The organism is Streptomyces pratensis, from assembly GCF_037137275.1.
GTDB classification, from domain to species: Bacteria; Actinomycetota; Actinomycetes; order Streptomycetales; family Streptomycetaceae; genus Streptomyces; species Streptomyces pratensis_B.
Genome location: NZ_JBBBEN010000089.1, coordinates 17434 through 34570 on the forward strand (window position 1 = coordinate 17434; position 17137 = coordinate 34570).

At 72.1% G+C, this 17137-nt stretch carries 18 protein-coding genes; 15 read left to right on the plus strand and 3 right to left on the minus strand.

The annotated features are described in order from the left end of the window. Window positions 1–96 precede the first annotated feature (96 nt). Window positions 97–612 (minus strand): lytic polysaccharide monooxygenase auxiliary activity family 9 protein, encoded by a 516-nt coding sequence (locus V9U70_RS14785; RefSeq protein ID WP_336675478.1) that lies wholly within the window; start codon window positions 610–612, stop codon window positions 97–99. Between the two features lie 978 nt (window positions 613–1590). Between V9U70_RS14785 and V9U70_RS14790 the strand changes: the two genes are divergently transcribed. The 13 genes from V9U70_RS14790 (at window position 1591) to thpR (ending at window position 14503) form a co-directional block, all read left to right on the plus strand. Continuing rightward, entirely contained in the window at window positions 1591–1737 is a 147-nt protein-coding gene (locus tag V9U70_RS14790) for a hypothetical protein (RefSeq protein ID WP_336675479.1), read from the plus strand. A 670-nt stretch (window positions 1738–2407) separates the two neighbouring features. Continuing rightward, entirely contained in the window at window positions 2408–2689 is a 282-nt protein-coding gene (locus V9U70_RS14795) for a polyprenyl synthetase (protein ID WP_336675481.1), read from the plus strand. Continuing rightward, entirely contained in the window at window positions 2679–3734 is a 1056-nt protein-coding gene (locus V9U70_RS14800) for a polyprenyl synthetase family protein (RefSeq protein ID WP_336675482.1), read from the plus strand. Before V9U70_RS14795 ends, V9U70_RS14800 begins: the two co-directional genes overlap by 11 nt. 37 nt (window positions 3735–3771) lie before the next feature. Continuing rightward, window positions 3772–4935, plus strand: a complete 1164-nt coding sequence (locus V9U70_RS14805) for an oxygenase MpaB family protein (protein WP_336675483.1) — start codon at window positions 3772–3774, stop codon at window positions 4933–4935. A gap of 387 nt (window positions 4936–5322) precedes the next feature. Continuing rightward, a complete protein-coding gene (locus V9U70_RS14810) occupies window positions 5323–6084 on the plus strand; it encodes an urease subunit gamma (RefSeq protein WP_336675484.1) in 762 nt (253 codons plus the stop codon). Further along, window positions 6077–8002: an urease subunit alpha gene (locus tag V9U70_RS14815; RefSeq protein ID WP_336675485.1), complete on the plus strand. Its 1926-nt coding sequence runs from the start codon at window positions 6077–6079 to the stop codon at window positions 8000–8002. Before V9U70_RS14810 ends, V9U70_RS14815 begins: the two co-directional genes overlap by 8 nt. 73 nt (window positions 8003–8075) lie before the next feature. Then, window positions 8076–8750: an urease accessory protein UreF gene (locus V9U70_RS14820; RefSeq protein ID WP_336675487.1), complete on the plus strand. Its 675-nt coding sequence runs from the start codon at window positions 8076–8078 to the stop codon at window positions 8748–8750. A 34-nt stretch (window positions 8751–8784) separates the two neighbouring features. After that, the gene (gene ureG, locus V9U70_RS14825) at window positions 8785–9486 is read left to right on the plus strand and encodes an urease accessory protein UreG (RefSeq protein WP_336675488.1); all 702 of its coding nucleotides are present in this window, start codon (window positions 8785–8787) and stop codon (window positions 9484–9486) included. Further along, window positions 9483–10301 (plus strand): urease accessory protein UreD, encoded by an 819-nt coding sequence (locus V9U70_RS14830; protein ID WP_336675490.1) that lies wholly within the window; start codon window positions 9483–9485, stop codon window positions 10299–10301. The genes ureG and V9U70_RS14830 overlap by 4 nt, the downstream gene beginning before the upstream one ends. Window positions 10302–11102: 801 nt before the next feature. Continuing rightward, a complete protein-coding gene (locus V9U70_RS14835; protein ID WP_336675492.1) occupies window positions 11103–11912 on the plus strand; it encodes an alpha/beta fold hydrolase in 810 nt (269 codons plus the stop codon). Continuing rightward, a complete protein-coding gene (locus tag V9U70_RS14840) occupies window positions 11912–13180 on the plus strand; it encodes a PP2C family protein-serine/threonine phosphatase (protein WP_336675822.1) in 1269 nt (422 codons plus the stop codon). The genes V9U70_RS14835 and V9U70_RS14840 overlap by 1 nt, the downstream gene beginning before the upstream one ends. Continuing rightward, window positions 13177–13536 carry an STAS domain-containing protein gene (locus tag V9U70_RS14845; protein WP_336675494.1) on the plus strand — a complete coding sequence of 120 codons (360 nt, stop codon included), beginning with the start codon at window positions 13177–13179 and terminating at the stop codon, window positions 13534–13536. The genes V9U70_RS14840 and V9U70_RS14845 overlap by 4 nt, the downstream gene beginning before the upstream one ends. Window positions 13537–13882: 346 nt before the next feature. Further along, the gene (gene thpR / locus V9U70_RS14850; RefSeq protein ID WP_336675496.1) at window positions 13883–14503 is read left to right on the plus strand and encodes an RNA 2',3'-cyclic phosphodiesterase; all 621 of its coding nucleotides are present in this window, start codon (window positions 13883–13885) and stop codon (window positions 14501–14503) included. Window positions 14504–14576: 73 nt separating this feature from the next. Here thpR and V9U70_RS14855 read toward each other — a convergent pair whose 3' ends face one another. Further along, complete coding sequence (locus tag V9U70_RS14855) at window positions 14577–15065, minus strand: MarR family winged helix-turn-helix transcriptional regulator (RefSeq protein ID WP_336675498.1); 489 nt, start codon at window positions 15063–15065, stop codon at window positions 14577–14579. 111 nt (window positions 15066–15176) lie between these two features. On the opposite strand from V9U70_RS14855, the gene V9U70_RS14860 reads away from it, so the two are divergent. Then, window positions 15177–15587, plus strand: coding sequence for an Ohr family peroxiredoxin (locus tag V9U70_RS14860; RefSeq protein ID WP_336675500.1), 411 nt, complete (start codon window positions 15177–15179; stop codon window positions 15585–15587). An 84-nt stretch (window positions 15588–15671) separates the two neighbouring features. Here the strand turns inward: V9U70_RS14860 and V9U70_RS14865 are convergent, their stop codons facing one another. Beyond that, entirely contained in the window at window positions 15672–16106 is a 435-nt protein-coding gene (locus V9U70_RS14865) for a hypothetical protein (protein WP_336675501.1), read from the minus strand. A 107-nt stretch (window positions 16107–16213) separates the two neighbouring features. Here V9U70_RS14865 and V9U70_RS14870 point away from each other — a divergent pair, with 107 nt between their 5' ends. Continuing rightward, a complete protein-coding gene (locus tag V9U70_RS14870) occupies window positions 16214–17107 on the plus strand; it encodes an alpha/beta fold hydrolase (RefSeq protein ID WP_336675503.1) in 894 nt (297 codons plus the stop codon). Window positions 17108–17137 lie beyond the last annotated feature (30 nt).

Below are 17137 nucleotides of genomic sequence, written 5' to 3' on the forward strand. Positions count from 1 at the left end.
CCGGCCGGTCGGGTTCGTTCGCATTCTGGTGCGTACCGGCGGAGCCGGGTGGTGCGGTGGTGCGGTGGTGCGGTGGTGCGGTGGTGCGGTCGAGTGTTAGCTCACGTTCACGTCCACACAGGCGTAGAAGGCGTTGGCGGTGTCGGCGATGTTCCACACGGCCAGCACCTTCTGCTTGCCGGTCAGGTTGCCGAAGTTCACCTGGTGGGTGACGGTGGCGCCCGGCCGGGCGCCACCGTCGTTGAACTCCGCGATCTTCCGGCCACCCGCGTAGTACTGCCAGGTGCTGGTGGCGTGCCGTGCCGTCAGCCGCCAGTTGAAGCTGGTCGTCCGGCTGACCGCGGTGACCCTCCAGCCTTTGCTGTCGTTGTTGAGCTCGGCGAAGGCGGCGTTCCCTCCGCTGCAGCTCATTAACCCCTTGGGGCCTTCGACGCTCTGCGGCTCGTACTTGATGGAACCGCAGGAGACCGTGCCGGCGGCGCATTGTGCCTGCCGACTGGGGGGCGAGGAAATGTAGCCGTGCGCGCTCGCACTGCCGGCGGGCAGGCTGACGGCCAGGAGCGGTGCGATCCCCGCACCGATGGCGACGGCCAGCATCTTCTTGCTCTTCATGACAACTCCTCTGTGGGGTTGGGACGTGCCCGCACGCATAGAGCGAGCGTGCACATGACAAGTAGCGACTCGCGTGGCGACCGGGCAGCCACGGATGACGTTCGAAGCGTACCCCGCTTGGTCTAGACCAAGCTAGAGTGCGGATGCGACCGCGCTCCGGAATGGTGGACGCGCGCCAGTTCCATCCCGACGTGCCCGCCGCGCAGTTCACGGTCCACCACGGGACCGCTGCCGATCTCCAGGGCCCTTGAGCTCCCAGGTCCGCAGCCTCACTCCGAAGTGCCGCGACGACCACCTGGAAGAGATGGCACGCTCGCGCTGAGCCCGAGCACGGCGGCCGCCTGAGCCGCCCCCTACCCGGAGAACGATGCCGAGTGCACCTGAGCCACCCGGTCGGCCTCGACCTCATCAGGACTTCGCCGCCGGAGCCAACGGGCTGGACATCGGCCTCAGCAAGGCGACGCACGTCAAGCCCCTCACCTTCGACCTGAAGCCGGCCGGCTCAGCGCTGGTCGCCCTGTCCCACGTCGACCTGTCGACGGTGAAAGTAGAGGTGAGCGTGCCGTGGGTGAGGGGGCGCCGGCGGCTTCGTCCTCCAGCAGCCCGAGCCCCGGGCCCATCGGGGTTCCGCCTCCGCCACCTCCGGCCCGTACGCCACCGCACGGGTGGCGGCGGAGACGAGCTGTCCCCGTCTGACGGCCGCGCGCACAGCGGTAGGCCCCACCAGCGAGTCTGCCGAGTTGCCGCTGCCCTGGACCACGAGCACGGCGAGCTCGCCGGGGAGCAGCGTCGCGGGGGGACCGGCGACGTGCCGGCGCCGGTCGCCCCGGTCCCGGAGGCACCGCAAAGGCACGGGCCCCGGGAGGCCGCTCCGCGGCCCGGCACACAGAACATGCGGCGACCGGCGCGGAACGCCGGCCTGGGCATCCGCGCGCCCCCACGGGGTAGGCGGACGCCATACCGTCTCAAGGAGGAACCATGTCCGGACTGATTGCCCGCCTCACACAGTTCACCCGCAGCCCCCAAGGCCGACGGACCATGTCGTCGGCCCGACGTGCCGCGTCCGACCCGCGCAAGCGCGCCCAGGCTCGCCGCCTGTTCGGGCGGCTGCGCGGACGCCGGTGACGTCGGCGCTTCGGCGACGGCTCTCGTCCGGGAGTGCCGACCGGCCCCGTCCGCCCGGTCGTCTCGGCGGCGGAGCGCGACGATATGACGGCCGGGCAGGCGCGCCAGGTTTCCCCCAGTCGAGACCGGAGCCTCCGGGCCCCGTGCGGCCGCAGGGGGCGGCTGGCCCCGTTCGCGCCGGCCACCTCGAAACGCCGACCGCTGGAGCGAACCGTTCGCCCAGCCCAGGATCATGGAACAGGGTGCCCAGGCAAGGGAGTTCGAGGCTGTAGGCGAGACTGCGGCGCTGCCCCGGCAACACCCCGAACCAGAAGCCCCGGCGTGAGTGGGGGCGGATCACCTCGCTCATAGTGCCGCGCACCGGTCCGGTCACCTCCCCGCGAACTGCGTGGAGGGCATCGGACAGGCCGCACACACGTACGGCGCGTCGCCGCCGACCGTCGCCGCCGGTCCCCCGGCCGCTGCCCCTCCCCGCACGGGGGAGGACGGGAGGCCTGCCGGCGTTGGACTCCACAGGGACGCGACCGCCAGTCCGGTGCATAAATCGTACGTTCAAGCGAAGACATCACTCATTGGTGAGTTTCCCGCCCGCCACGTCCTGTCCGGCGCAACGCTGACAAGAGCGGCCCGGCACAACGCCACCCAGGGGGCTGCGGACGGGGGCACGGACATGACGCGGGACATCCGAGAGGCCCAGAGCCCTCAGGAGCGGGCGGTTCTCCTGGCCGCGGGGCTGGCGGATTTGGCCGTCGGCACGCTCGGCTCCGCCTTCGGAGCGCTGAGCGGACTGCTCAGGCGCTCGGACGGGGCCGCGCTCGCGGCGGAGGCCGAACGCGACCTGGCCGCGCGCGGTCGCCTCGTGCTCGACCGGTACGCGGCCGCACCGCCGGCGCACCTGGAAGTGCTGGCCCGGCACGTACAGGCCCGAAAGGCAGCCGGCGATGGCGGCTGAACGATGGGAGCCGGACGCCTTCAAGACTCGCGTCGACGAGGTGCTGCGCCCCTTCGTCGCGACGGAGGCGCACCTGCTGACAGCCGTCGATCCCCTCCTGGGGCCCGTGGCCGACGCGGTGGAGGCCGCCGTCGCCACGGGCAAGCGGCTCCGGGCCGCGTTCTGCTACTGGGGCTGGCGGGCGTCCGGGCAGCCGGACCACGACGCCGCGGTGCGAGCGGCCGCCTCCATGGAGCTGGTGCACGCGGCCGCAGTCGTGCACGACGACCTGATCGACGACAGCCCGCTGCGGCACGGCCGGCCCACCGCCCACACAGCGCTGCGCGACGCCGTGCCGCACCACCCGCACACGGTCGGGGCCGCCCGCTCCCTGGCGATGCTGTCCGGCGATCTGCTGATGTCCCTGGCCGGCCAGCTGTTCGTCACCAGCGGCCTGCCCGCCGCCTACCTCGCCCGCGCCCGCCCTCTCTGGGCGTCCCTGGCGCGCGACCTGATCGCCGGCGAATGCCTGGAGATCCTGCACACCGGCACCGCGCCCGACACCGCGACGTCACTGAAGGTGATCCGCTACAAAACCGCCAAGTACACCGTCGAACACCCCTTGCTGATCGGTGCGCACCTCGCCGGCGCCGGCGAACGGTTCCACGAGCGCTGCTCCGCGTACGCCCTGCCGTTGGGAGAGGCGTTTCAGCTGCGGGACGATCTGCTCGGCCTGTTCGGCGACCCGGAGCTGACCGGAAAAGCCGGCGCCGACGACATCCGCGGACACCGGCCCACGGCCCTGCTCGCGGAGACCTGGCGGCTCGCCGGGGACGAAGAGCGCGGCAGACTGCGCGCCCTGCTCGCCGACGGCGACCCCGACGAGGACCGGCTCGACGCCGTACGCGCGACGATGCGCCGGCTCACGGCACCGGAGCGAGTCGAGGTCATGATCGCCGAACGGGTCGACTCGGCCCTGCACGCACTGGCTGAGCTGAACCCGCCGGCCCCCGCCCGGGCCGCCCTCACCGCCCTCGCGCACTCGGCCGCGGTCCGCCGCTCCTGACGGGCCTCCCCCAGCCACGGAGACAAGGAACACCGCCATGTCCTACACGGAGGCGTCCATGAACGCCCTGCGGCACTGCGGCGACGAACTCGCCGACGCCACGGTCGCCACCCTCTTCGAGCGGGGGGAGGTGGGGACGTTCAACACGCTGATGCGATACGTCTCCACCGCCGGCGCGCCCCTCCCGGAGGGGCTGCCCGACGTGGCCCGCGAGTATCTCCGTACCACCGCGGCTCCGCCGTCCTGGGTCGACTGGGACGCCATGGAGAAGGCCCGGCTGTTCTTCCTCGACAACAACGTGCACATCTCCACGGCCCTGTCGTTCGCCTCCATGCCCGCCTGCTACCTCGTCCCGCACGTGGCGAAACTGCTGTCGGCGACGCACGGCCTGGACTATCCCTCCCGGAGGATGGCGGAGACCGGCCAGTTCACCGTCTACCTCATGCAGCCCGACGCCTTCGAGGCGGGCGGCCGTTTCGTCCCCGCCGCGCAGAAGGTCCGCCTGCTGCACGCCTCCATCCGCCACCACCTCACGCGAGAGAACCGCTGGGACACCGCGGTGTCGGGCACTCCCATCTGTCAGGAGGACCTGATCGGCGGGCAGATGTTCTTCTCCCTGCTCGTCCTGGACAGCCTCCACCGTCTCGGCATCCACATGACCGAGGAGGGAGCCGACGCGTACTTCTACGCGTGGCGCGTGGTGGGCGCCATGCTCGGCGTCGACCAGGCCGCCGTGCCCGCCTCTCTGGAGGAAGCCCGCCGGTTCCTCGACCTCTACATGCTCCGGCACATGGGGCCGTCCCCGGAGGGGGCCGCCCTGACCCGGCAGCTCATCGACCTGTACGAGGAGGTCGTCCCCGGCGCCTTCTTCGACCCGATCGTCTCCGCCCTCATCCGCCACCTCGTCGGCGACACCTGTGCCGACTGGCTCGAGGTGCCCCGTACGCCCTGGGACACCGTCGCCAAGGCCGTCCCCCACCTCCTCGGCGTCCTGGAGGCGATCGAGGACCGCTCCCCGCTCGGCGCCTGGGCCTTGGACCGCGTCGGTCACCTCACCACCGTTCTCGAACTGTCCTCCCTCACCCGTGGACGCGTCATGCACTACGCCATTCCCGAGAACCTGAAGAAGGACTACGGCGTCACGTCCGCCCTCTCACGCACCCGTCGCTGGACGCCGCCGGGCGCCACCATCACCGGCTGAGCGGCCGCCACCGACCATTCGTCAGCGCTCCGTCGAGGCCGGGTACGAGCGCTCCATCACCTCGGAGAGCAGGGGCAGCGCCCGGCGTTGCGGACGGAGGGCATGGAGCGCGCTCCGGTGTGCCCGCCCGCCGCCGGGAATAAGCGTGCAACGCGCTCCATGTCAGGCGCTTCACGTCGAGTTCACCCCTTCGAGTGCCTATCGGGCGCCACGTCCCGGCGGGGGCCTCCACGGCGCGATCATGTACTCCGTACGTACGAGGTACGGACAGGGGCCCGGGGCCGTGCGGCCGCAGGGATCGGACCGGAGTCGGGGGGGCGGGGCGGCACAGGCGCCCCGGCCTGTCGACCCGACCGGCCCGTCCTTCAAGACCGGGGCCCCGACAGGATGGCTCAGGGCACCAGCCCTGGGCGGGAGCGAACGCAGGGAATCGCAGTGCACCTGACTCCGCATGAACAAGAACGCCTGATGATCCATGTCGCGGCCGATGTCGCCGAGAGGCGGCGGGCCCGGGGGGTGCTCCTCAACTACCCGGAGACCATGGCGTTGTTGACCGTTCACGTGCTCGAAGGAGCCCGCGACGGAAAGACCGTCGCCGACCTGATGTCCTCGGGACGCAAGCTGCTGTCCCGCGAGGAGGTCATGGAGGGCGTCCCCGAGATGATCGAGTACGTGCAGGTGGAGGCCACGTTTCCCGACGGTACGAAGCTGGTCACCGTCCACGACCCGTTTCCCGAGGCGGACGCGTCCGACGGCGGTCCCCTCCGGCCGGGGGACGTGGACTTCTCGACGCGATCCGATGACCGGCGCATCGCTTTCAACGAGGGACGTGAGATCACCACGCTGACCGTCCAGAACCCCACGGACCGCCCCGTACAGGTCGGCTCGCACTATCACTTCGCCGAGGCCAACGCCAGGCTGGTGTTCTGCCGTGCGTCCGCGTGGGGCAAGCGCCTGCATGTGCCCGCCGGCAGTTCCGTGCGGTTCGAGCCCGGCATCACCGAAGAGGTCGCTCTCGTCCCGATCGAGGGCAAGCGCCTGGTCCACGGTCTGCGCGGCCAGAGCGAGGGACTGCCCGTGAAGATCGGCGGATCGCTCGACGACACCGAAGGCCCGTTCGCCGACGAGGGATGTGAGCTCCATGGCTGAGTGCCCCGATTGCTCCTGCTGCCCGCCGACGCCGAAACCTTCGGACCCCCTGACTCGCGCGGCGTACGCGGACCGCTTCGGCCCGACGACCCGCGACCGCATCCGCCTCGCCGACACCGCTCTGTGGATCAGGATCGAGGAGGACTGGTCCGGCGGCCCCGGCCGCAGCGGCAACGAGATGGTCTTCGGCGGCGGAAAGGTGATCCGCGAGTCGATGGGCCAGTCCGCCGCTCCGCGCGCACCGGGCGACGGCAAGGCGCCCAGCGCCTCCGGGGACGGCCTCGTCGGACCTCCGGACACCGTGATCACCGGGGCCGTCGTCCTGGACCACTGGGGGATCGTCAAAGCCGACATCGCCCTCCGCGACGGCCATGTCGTCGCGCTCGGCAAGGCGTACAACGACGAGACCATGGACCGTCTGCACGACGGACGCGTCATGCTCGCCGACGGTCGCCCGGTTCCCACGGACTTCGTCATCGGCCCCGAGACCGAAGTCATCGCGGGCAACGGCAAGATCCTCACCGCGGGCGGGATCGACACACACGTCCACTTCGTCTGCCCCGACCAGGTGACCGAGGCGCTGGCAGCGGGCGTCACGACCCTGATCGGGGGCGGCACGGGCCCGGCCGAGGGCAGTACCGCCACCACCGTCACCCCCGGCGCCTGGCACCTCGCCCGCACGTTCGAGGCGCTGGACGGCTTCCCGGTCAACGTCGGGCTGCTCGGCAAGGGCGCCACCATGTCGAAGAAGTCGATGTACGACCAGGTGGACGCCGGTGTCATCGGCTTCAAGGTTCACGAGGACTGGGGCGCCACCCCGGCCGTCATCGACGCATGCCTCCAGGTCTGCGACGAGACCGGTGTCCAGCTCGCCCTGCACGCCGACTCGCTGAACGAAGCCGGTTTCGTCGACGACACCATCAAGGCGGTCAACGACCGCTCCCTCCACGTGTTCCACGTCGAGGGAGCCGGCGGAGGCCACGCACCCGACATGATCAAGATGGTGAGCGAGCCGAACGTCCTCCCCGCCTCCACCAACCCCACCCGCCCCCTGACCGTCAACACGGTCAAGGAGCATTTCGACATGGTGATGGTCTGCCACCACCTCAACCCGAAGGTCGAGGAGGACCTCGCCTTCGCGGACTCGCGCATCCGGCCCTCCACCATGGCCGCCGAGGACATCCTCCACGACCTCGGCGCCATCTCGATCATGTCCTCCGACGCCCAGGCCATGGGACGCATCGGCGAGATGATCATGCGCACGTGGCAGACCGCGCACGTGATGAAGACCCGGCGCGGCTTCCTGGAGGAGGACAGGAAGCCGGAGGCCGGACTGCCGGGGGGCGAGCCGCCCCTGCTCGCGGACAACAGGCGCGCCCGCCGGTACGTCGCGAAGTACACGATCAACCCCGCCCTCGCTCACGGCATCGACGCCGTCGTCGGATCGGTGGAGACGGGCAAACTGGCCGACCTGGTCCTGTGGCAGCCGAAGTTCTTCGGGGTCAAGCCGCACATGGTCATCAAGGGCGGCCAGATCGCGTACGCACAGGTGGGGGACGCCAACGCCTCCATCCCCACCCCCCAGCCCGTGCTGCCGCGCCCCATGTGGGGGTCCACCGGCCTCGCGCCCGGTTCGATCGCCTTCAACTTCGTCACCCAACGCGCCATCGACAACGGTCTCCCCGGAAGGTGCGGGCTGCGCAAGCAGTTCCGGGCCGTCACCGATGCGCGGGCGGTCCGCAAGGCGGACATGAAGGAGAACGACGCCACTCCCGAGGTCGAGATCGACCCCGACACCTTCGAGGTCATCGTCGGCGGCGCGAAGGTGACGGATGTGACCACATCGGTCGACGACCAGGTCGTCGAACGGGTCTACGCCACGGAACTGCCCATGGCACAGCGCTATTTCCTCTTCTGAGGCCGCAAGGAGCACCCCCGGTGGAACCGAAAGCGCGCAGCGGCGGACAGAGACGGAAGAGGGGAGACGGAAGGTGAGCCGAGCCGCGTTGTTCGTTCTGTCCGACGGCCGGTTCCCGGCCGGGGGGCACGCACACTCAGGAGGAGCCGAGACGGCCGTCGCCGCCGGCCGGGTCAAGGACGCGGCGTCGCTGGAGGACTTCTGCCGGGGGCGTCTGCACACCACCGGTCTGGTCGCGGCGGCCCTGGCCGCCGCAGCCACGGCCGGGCACGATCCCTTGGCCTTGGACGAGGGGGCCGATGCCCGCACCTCGGCCCAGGCCCTGCGGATCACCGCGCGCAAACTGGGCCGCCAGATGATGCGGGCGGCCCGCGCCACCTGGCCGTCCGCCGAGCTCGACGCCCTGGCCTCGGCCCGGCCCCACGGCGCCCACCAGCCGGTGGTGTTCGGCCTCGCCGCCAGGTCGGCCGGCCTGGCCCCACTGGACGCCGCGTACGCAGCGGCCTACGAAAGCGTCAGCGGGCCGGCCACGGCGACGGTCCGGCTGCTGAGCCTGGACCCCTTCGACGCCACCGCCGTCCTGGCCCGGCTGGCCCCCGACCTCGACCGGGTGGCCGCAGAAGCCGACACGGCGGCCCGGCGCGTCCGGGACGAGGGCGTCGACGTCCTCCCGGCCGCCTCCGCCCCCCTGCTGGACATCTCCGCGCAACAGCACGCTGCCTGGCCGGTGCGCCTGTTCGCGTCCTGACACCGCGGCACCTACCGACACCCAAGGACCCACCATGCACCTCGACCACGAACTCGACGAGAAGCACCCCCACCGCCACACCTACAGCGCGGCCGAACCCACACGCTCCGACGGCCGCCGCCGCGCTCTGCGGATCGGCCTGGGCGGGCCCGTGGGCTCGGGGAAGACGGCCACCGTCGCCGCCCTGTGCCGCGCCCTGCGCGACGAGGTGTCCATCGCGGTCGTCACGAACGACATCTACACCCGCGAGGACGCCGACTTCCTTCTCCGGGAGGCCGTCCTGCCGCCCGAACGGATTCAGGCCGTCGAAACCGGCGCCTGCCCGCACACCGCGATCCGCGACGACATCTCCGCCAACCTCGAAGCCGTCGAGGACCTGGAGGAAGCGGTCGGTCCGCTCGACCTGATCCTCGTCGAGTCCGGCGGGGACAACCTGACCGCCACCTTCTCCAAGGGGCTGGTCGACGCCCAGATCTTCGTCATCGACGTGGCGGGCGGCGACGACATCCCGCGTAAGGGCGGGCCCGGCGTGACGACCGCCGACCTCCTCGTCGTCAACAAGACCGACCTCGCTCCCCACGTCGGCTCCGACCTGGAAGCGATGGACCGCGATGCCAGGTTCCAGCGCGGCGACCTCCCCGTCGCCTTCACCAGTCTCAAGGGCGAAGGCGGCGTCAAACCGGTCGCCGACTGGGTGCGAGAACGCCTCACCGCCTGGACCGCAGGGCCCGCATGAGCCTCGCCCTCCCCGCTGGGGCGGCCACCGGGACGGGGGTGCGGGCCACCGCCCGTATCGCGGCGGCCGCCCGGGGCCGCACCACCATCGTGCCCGTCCTCGACGGTGACGGCCCCTTCGAACTGCGGCGCTTGCGTTCTGAGGGCGCCGAAGCGCGGGTGTGCGTCGTCGGCGCGATGAGCGCTCCGCTCGGCGGCGACCGGCTGCGCATCGAGGCCGAGGCCCGAAGCGGCGCGGTGCTGCACATCACCTCCGCCGCCGCGACCCTCGCGCTGAAGGGGCCGAGCGGAGAACCCGCCACCTACGACGTGGCGCTGTCCGTCGGGGAACACGCGAAGCTCTACTGGTCGCCCAAGCCGCTGATCTGCGCGGCAGGCAGCGACCTGCGCCAGTCCTGGACCGTCGACGTGGCCCCCACCGCCCGGCTCGCCCTGCGGGAGGAGCTGGTCCTCGGACGTACGGGCGAGCCGCCTGGCCATGTGGCCACGCGGCTCGTCGTGCGACGCGGCGGGCGCGTCCTGCTCGACCAGGAAGCCCGGTACGGCCCCGGCGCGCCGGGCTGGGACGGCCCGGCCGTCCTCGGCGCTCACCGGGCGACCGGACAGCTCCTCCTCGTCGATCCCGCCTTCGAGGAGCATCCTCCTGCCGCCCGGCTGATCGGCTCGCCTTCCGAGTCCGGCCAGGCGATACTGACGCCCCTCGCGGGCCCCGGCGTACTCGTCACCGCCGTCGCCGCCGACGGCCTCTGCCTGCGGCGCCTCCTCGACACGGCCGAGCGCACCCTGCACGGGCTCGCCGGGGGCGGGAAGCCCTGAGGCGGCCTCCCGCAGGCCGCCCGCGCACGGCCTGCGGGAGGCCGGTGCGGGCGGGCGCCGGCACGGCGCCGCAGCCTCGCCCCGGCCGACAGCACGGCAGCTCCATTGCCTGACTTCGTCGGACGGGACTTCGCCGTGGCCCGTCTCGGCACGAAGGCCGCCGAGGAGGTCCACTCCGTCTCCGGCACTCCCCCGCCGAGGGCCGGCCTCCTGTCCCGGCTCATGGGCGGGCCTGGCCGCCCGCGAAGTGATCGGCTCCTCAGCGGCCGGCCTCGTGGCCGACGCCGTTGACACGGCCGCCGCGCCGGGGCTGCTGGAGCACGCCGTGTGAGCCGCAGTCCCGGTGCGGAACGCACGGCACCTCTTAGGGAGCGCCCCTGATTCGCGGGCAGGGGCGGGCAGGTTCGGAAGCTGCTTCGGCGATGCCGCCGCGGAGATTTCGGGAGAGAGGAGGTCGTCTCACCCGTCCGGGCCCGGCCGGGTCACCGACCGCGCCGACATGTCCGACCTCATCGAGGGCTTCTCCGACAGATGCCGTCTGCGCAAGCCTGTCCCGCAGGGCTGCCTCACGCCTGCGGGACACGGCGACGCTGCGACAGCATCAGATCCTTGCGGTGGAGCGGCACGGTGTCCGACGCACACGCAGACTCCACCGGGTGCGCCGCATCCTCGTCTGCAAGGGCAGAGGTCCCTCGAAGGGCTCTGCGGCCGGCGGGGCCCTGTCAGTGGTGGCCTCTTCGGCCGGGGGAAGAGGTGGAAGCCGCCCGAGCACCGGGGGCCCCGTCTGCGACGATGGGTGCCATGAGGGTGCGTCGCAGGAATCACGTACGGGTGTCCGGCCGGTCCGGAGGACCGGTGGTGGTGCTGGCCCACGGGTTCGGGTGCGACCAGAACATGTGGCGTCTGGTGGCGCCGGTGCTGGAACGCGACTTCACCGTCGTCGTCTTCGACCACGTGGGGGCGGGGAGCTCGGACCTGTCGGCGTGGAGCCGGGAGCGGTACTCGACCATGGACGGGTACGTCGACGATGTGCTGGAGCTCTGCCGGGAGCTGGAGCTGGGCCCGGTGACGTTCGTGGGGCACTCGGTGAGCGCGATGATGGGCGTGCTGGCCGCCGTCCGTGAGCCGGAGGCGTTCGCCGGGCTGGTTCTGCTGGCTCCCTCGCCGTGTTTCGTCGACGATCCGGAGGCCGGTTACCGGGGCGGTTTCAGCGCCGCGGACATCGAGGAGCTGCTGGAGTCGCTCGATGCGAACTACTTGGGCTGGTCGGGCACGATGGCCCCGGTCATCATGGGCAACCCCGAGCGGCCCGAGCTGGGCGAGGAGCTGACGACCAGCTTCTGCCGTACCGATCCGGAGATCGCGCGGGTGTTCGCCCGCGTGACGTTCCTGTCCGACAATCGCGGCGACCTCGCCCAGGTGAGCGTGCCCACGCTGGTCGCCCAGTGTTCCCGTGACGCGATCGCCCCGCCGGAGGTGGGCGCCTTCGTGCACGCGCAGATCCCGGGCAGCCGCCTGGTCACGCTGGACGCCACAGGCCACTGCCCCCAGCTCGCCGCTCCTGAGGAGACCGCCGAGGCGATCTCCGCGTTCGCAGGGGCCGGCCGATGATGGCCAGGACCGACGACGAGGGGGGCGGCCGGAGTGAGGACGAGGGGCCGGTGGACGAGCAGGCGCAGTTCTCCGCGCTGCTGGAGGACAGTGCCGAGGACTTGTACGAGCACGCGCCCTGCGGCTATCTCTCCACCCTGCTGGACGGCCGGATCGCGAAGGCCAACACCACCCTGCTGGACTGGCTCGGCTACCGGCGCGACGACCTGGTCGGCCGCAAGCACTTCTCCGACCTGCTGACCGTCGGCGGCCGGCTCTACCACGAGACCCACTTCGCTCCGCTGCTGCGGATGCAGGGCGAGATCAGCGGCATCGCCCTGGAGCTCAAGTCCGCCGACGGCGCCCGCCTGCCCGTCCTGGTCACCTCCACGGTCAAGACGGGCAGCGACGGGCAGCCCCTGTTGATCCGCACCACGATCTTCGACGCCCGCGACCGCCGCGCCTACGAGACCGAGCTGCTGCGCGCCCGTCAGGAAGCCGACCGGGAGCGCGACCGCCTTCAGGCGCTGACCGCCACCCTGCAGAAGACGCTGCTGCCACCGGCCCTGGTGAGCGTGCCGGGGCTGGACGTCGCCGCTCACTACCACGTGGCCTCCGTCGACGAGGTCGGCGGCGACTTCTACGACCTCTTCCCGCTGGCCGCCGGCACCTGGGGGCTGTTCCTGGGCGACGTGTGCGGCAAGGGCGCCGCCGCCGCGGCCATCACCTCCCTGGCCCGCTACACCCTGCGCGCCGCCGCCGTCTACGACCCCGACCCGGTGGCTGTCCTGGGCAACCTCAACGCGGTCCTCACCCACGAGTACTCGGGGGACGACCCTCGCTTCTGCACCGTCGTCTTCGGCCTGCTCGCCCCCGACCCCGACCGGGCGGGCTTTCGTATCGTCCTGGCCAGCGGCGGCCACCCACCCGCCCTGCTCATGCGGGGCGACGGCACGGCCGACTTCCTGCCCACGCCCGGCGGACAGCTCATCGGCGTCCTGCCCGACCCTCAGATCGCCACGATCACGGTCCACCTCGCCCCCGGCGACACTCTCCTCCTGCACACCGACGGCCTCACCGAAGCCCACACCGACGCCGCCGCCGGCGGGAGAGAGCGCTATGGCGACGACGCTTTCCTCGACTTCGGCCGGGCGCTCGCCCCCACCACCGCCTCGGAGACCATCAGCGCGGTGGTCGGCCTGCTCGACTCCTTCGGCTCTGGCGTCGACGACGACACCGCCGTCCTCGCCATCCACGTGCCCGGGCCCCCCAGTGAAGAGCGGCAGTGATCCGGCATCCGCGTCTGAACACCCGCGTCACCGGCGCTGGAGCGGTGATCGAACTGGCAGGAGATCTCGACCACCACACCACACAGCGTGTCCGCGCCGCGCTGACCGGGCTCGATCTGCGTGCCGGTCAGCAGCTCGTCCTGGACCTCGGCGGTCTCGCCTTCTGCGACTCCACCGGCATCACCGTGATCGTCGCCGCCCGCAACCGCGCGTCAGCCGCGGAGGCGGCCGTCGTCCTGGCCGCGGTCCCCGCCCACGTCAGCCGCGTCTTCCGCATCGTGGGCCTGGACCGCGTCTTCACCTCCTGTCCCACCGCCCAGGACGCCGAAGCCGCCCGGCGGCCTCCAGCGGCCTGAGGCAGCGCGGTCTTGAGGCGGTCGAGGGCGCGGCGGCCTTCGTGACGCGAGGCCGAGGCCCTCGTCATCGTCCTCACCGAACTCCGGCTCGGCCCCGCCGGGGCCCGACTCGCCCGGGAGGCCGGTCAGCAGCCCGACGTCCTGCTGGACGCGGACGGCTCCACGGTGGGCCCGACAGCGGCCATACCCGATCCGGCCGGCGCGCCCCGGCCTCTGTTGCGGGACCGTGGCGCCCGCGGCGCGCCGCCTGGGTGGATCAGCGCGCAGTGCCGGACGCGGCTCGTGATCGGGTGGCGGCCCCACCCTCGGTGCGGCAGGGCCACGGTCGGCACGTACGGTACGGCACGTGAACCAACCGTCCGAAGCCGTGACCGGCCCTCCCGCGGACGCAGGCGTCCGAGCGAGGACGACCCGCGTGTTCCTGGCGCTCGCTCCGCCCGACGACGCGAAGGAGGAGCTGGTAGGGGCGTTGCGCCCGGTCCGCGAAGCGTTTGCCGGCATGCGGTGGAACCGCGTCGAGGACTGGCACATCACCCTGGCGTTCCTCGGCGAGCTGCCGGTCGCCGCAGTGCCGCCCCTGATGCCTCCGCTCGCCGCACTCGCGGCACTGCACCGGCCCCTGCGGCTGGCGCTGCGCGGCGGCGGACACTTCGACGAGCGGGTGCTGTGGAGCGGGATCGAGGGGGACCTCGAAGGGCTGCACCGGCTCGCCGCCGACGTACGCGCCGTGGTAGAGGAAGGCGGCGTCGCCCTCCCCGACCGGCCGCTGCGGCCCCATCTCACCCTGGCTCGCTCCCGCCGCGGCGACCGGGTCGCCGCCGTGGAGGCCGCGGCGGGGCTGGCCGCGTTCTCGGGCCGCGGCTGGGAGGCCGAACGGCTCCATCTCGTCGCGAGCAATGCCGGCCGCGGCCCGGGGCCGATCCACTACCGCGACATCGAGGCCTGGGGCTTTCGCCGCGGTGACTGAGTCAGCGCCCGGCGCTCGCACCGCGTGCGGCGACGGGGCCCCGGCCGCCGCCCCAGGTCGACCGCCGTCCGTGTCAGCCGCCGTCGACGGCTTCGCCCAGGGCGACGGTGAGGCGAGCGAGCACGTCCTGGAGCCCGATGACCTCCTCCAGGGACAGCCCCGTCGCGGCGAGCACACTGCGGGGCACGCCCAGCGCGCGGTCGCGCAGTCGTCCGCCGGCATCGGTGAGGTCGATCACGACGGAGCGTTCGTCCGAGCGGCTGCGTTCGCGCCTGACGAGACCGGCCGCCTCCATCCGCTTCAGCAGGGGCGAGAGCGTCCCGGAGTCGAGATGGAGGCGCTCCCCGATGGCCTTGACGGGCTGCGGGCCCTCCTCCCACAGGACCAGCATCACCAGGTATTGCGGGTAGGTGAGACCGAGGTCCTTCAGCGCCTGCCGGTAGAGACCGCCGAACGCGCGGGACGCGGCGTGCAGCGAGAAGCAGACCTGGTGGTCCAGGCGCAGCAGTTCCGCGTCGGGCACGGCAGGGGGGTCGGGCGGGGCGCCTGGAGCAGAGGTCATGGAACCAGCGTACCGCCGGACGACACTTAGTTGTGCGCTACTTAATTGTGTGCAACTCTTATGTCGGCGGCCGACCGCACCGGTCGCCGCCCCGACGAGGAGGGTCACCCCATGGACGCGTTGTACACCGCAGCAGCCACCGCCAACGGCCGCGAGGGCCGGGCCGTGAGCTCGGACGGACAGATCGACCTCCCTCTCGCCATGCCGTCGGCGCTCGGCGGCAACGGTGAGGGCACCAACCCCGAGCAGCTCTTCGCCGCCGGGTACGCGGCCTGCTTCGCCAGCGCGATGGCCGCGGTCGGACGCGAGATGAAGGTCGACACCAAGGACGCCTCCGTGACCGCCGAAGTCTCCATCGGCAAGGACGGCGGCGGTTTCGGCCTCGCGGTCGTCATGCGCGTCGAGCTGCCCGACTCGCTCGCGGGCGAGCCCGGGCGACAGCTGGTCGAGGCCACCCACGCGTACTGCCCGTACTCCAAGGCCACGCGGGGCAACATCGACGTGGAGCTGGTCATCGAGTAGTCGGCCCTCACTCCGCCGCCGCCCCGCTCCCCCCACAACGGCGGAGCGGGGCGGCGGTTCGGCGGCCGCCCGGGCCGGACCGTGTCAGGCGGGCCAGGCCGAGCGACCCGAGATCAGGGAGCGGGCGGCCTCCTGCGTGGCGCCCCGATCGAAGCAGCCGGTCCGCCACATGGTCGAGCGCATACGACCGCGGTCCCGGTATGAACGCATGATCCGCACATGGTCGTGGCGCGCCACGAAGGCATGCAGGTCCCGCTCCGCGCGCCATACGGAGACCGACCCCGACCGCGGCCGCAGCGGACCGGGGTCCGCCCACAGCCAGAGACCGACCGCGCCCTCGACGTCCTGCCAGGCCTGCCGCAGCACGATCCCGGCGACGGTGACGCCCGGCGCGGTCCACGGCCGGCGATGGGTGAACTCGGTGACGCTCACAACAGCCTCACCGCCCGCCGGCTCCCCGCAGGCCCCGCCGCCCTCCGGCCCGGACTTCCATGGCGCGAACCAGATGGATGACGACACGTCGGCGTCCTCCTCACGAACGGGCGGCGCACTACGCCGGACCAATAAAAGCACGGTCGTTCGTGCTAACATATCATGACCCTGACGCCGACCGAGGAGTACCGGGCATGGCCCCCACCGAGGCACTCGCCAGCACCGCGCTCAACATCGTCTCCCGGGTCTCGGGGCGGCTCGCCGGCGCGGGCGCGTACGCCCTGTTCCACATGCCGCTCGCCCGCAGCAGGATGCGGGCCTCCGAGCGGGAGCTGTGCGGCACGGCGGACATCCAGCGGCTCAAGGTCAGCGGCAAGGAGGCGGTGGTCTACCGTTGGGGCGACGGCGAGCGGCCCGTCCTCCTGGTGCACGGCTGGCAGTCGCGCGGCTCGCGGTTCGCCGACTTCGTCCCGGGCCTGCGGGAGCGCGGGTACACCGTCGTCACCTTCGACGCGCCCGGCCACGGCGACGCGACCGGGCGCAGCACCACGATCCAGGAGTACCGCCACATCCTCACCGAACTCCACGGCCAGTACGGGGACTTCGAGGCCGTGGTCGCGCATTCGCTCGGCGCCCTCGGCTCGGTCTTCTCGTTGCAGCACGGAGTGAGGGCGAAGAGGCTCGCCACCATCAGCGGGGTCTGCGACTTCGCGTACCTGATCGAGGAGTTCTGCTCCGTCGTCACCCTGCGCCCCCGGCTCGAAGAACGCCTGCGCGACCTCGTCGACGAAAAGCTCTTCTCCGGGCTGCCGGCCGGCGAGCGGCCGTTCTCCGCGGTGAACACGGTGGGGGCCATGGACATCCCGCTCCTGGTCGTCCACGACGAGGACGACCCCAGGATCGGGATCGACCAGGGACGCAGGCTCGCCGGCGCGTTCGGCGAGTCGGCGCGGCTGGTCGTCACGCACACACTCGGGCACCGCCGCATCCTGGGCGACCCCGACGTCGTACGAACCGTCCTGGACTTCGTCGAGCACGGGCCGGACAGGATCACCGACACACGCTCCGGGTCCACCGCGACCCAGTGAGGCCCGGGGCCGCCGGGCGCCCGGCGGCCC

Coding starts and splice junctions, on each gene's coding strand:
- V9U70_RS14785 (WP_336675478.1), bottom strand. CDS start 612: ATGAAGAGCAAGAAGATGCTGGCCGTCGCCATCGGTGCGGGGATCGCA.
- V9U70_RS14790 (WP_336675479.1), top strand. CDS start 1,591: ATGTCCGGACTGATTGCCCGCCTCACACAGTTCACCCGCAGCCCCCAA.
- V9U70_RS14795 (WP_336675481.1), top strand. CDS start 2,408: ATGACGCGGGACATCCGAGAGGCCCAGAGCCCTCAGGAGCGGGCGGTT.
- V9U70_RS14800 (WP_336675482.1), top strand. CDS start 2,679: ATGGCGGCTGAACGATGGGAGCCGGACGCCTTCAAGACTCGCGTCGAC.
- V9U70_RS14805 (WP_336675483.1), top strand. CDS start 3,772: ATGTCCTACACGGAGGCGTCCATGAACGCCCTGCGGCACTGCGGCGAC.
- V9U70_RS14810 (WP_336675484.1), top strand. CDS start 5,323: ATGGCTCAGGGCACCAGCCCTGGGCGGGAGCGAACGCAGGGAATCGCA.
- V9U70_RS14815 (WP_336675485.1), top strand. CDS start 6,077: ATGGCTGAGTGCCCCGATTGCTCCTGCTGCCCGCCGACGCCGAAACCT.
- ureG (WP_336675488.1), top strand. CDS start 8,785: ATGCACCTCGACCACGAACTCGACGAGAAGCACCCCCACCGCCACACC.
- V9U70_RS14830 (WP_336675490.1), top strand. CDS start 9,483: ATGAGCCTCGCCCTCCCCGCTGGGGCGGCCACCGGGACGGGGGTGCGG.
- V9U70_RS14835 (WP_336675492.1), top strand. CDS start 11,103: ATGAGGGTGCGTCGCAGGAATCACGTACGGGTGTCCGGCCGGTCCGGA.
- V9U70_RS14840 (WP_336675822.1), top strand. CDS start 11,912: ATGGCCAGGACCGACGACGAGGGGGGCGGCCGGAGTGAGGACGAGGGG.
- V9U70_RS14855 (WP_336675498.1), bottom strand. CDS start 15,065: ATGACCTCTGCTCCAGGCGCCCCGCCCGACCCCCCTGCCGTGCCCGAC.
- V9U70_RS14860 (WP_336675500.1), top strand. CDS start 15,177: ATGGACGCGTTGTACACCGCAGCAGCCACCGCCAACGGCCGCGAGGGC.
- V9U70_RS14870 (WP_336675503.1), top strand. CDS start 16,214: ATGGCCCCCACCGAGGCACTCGCCAGCACCGCGCTCAACATCGTCTCC.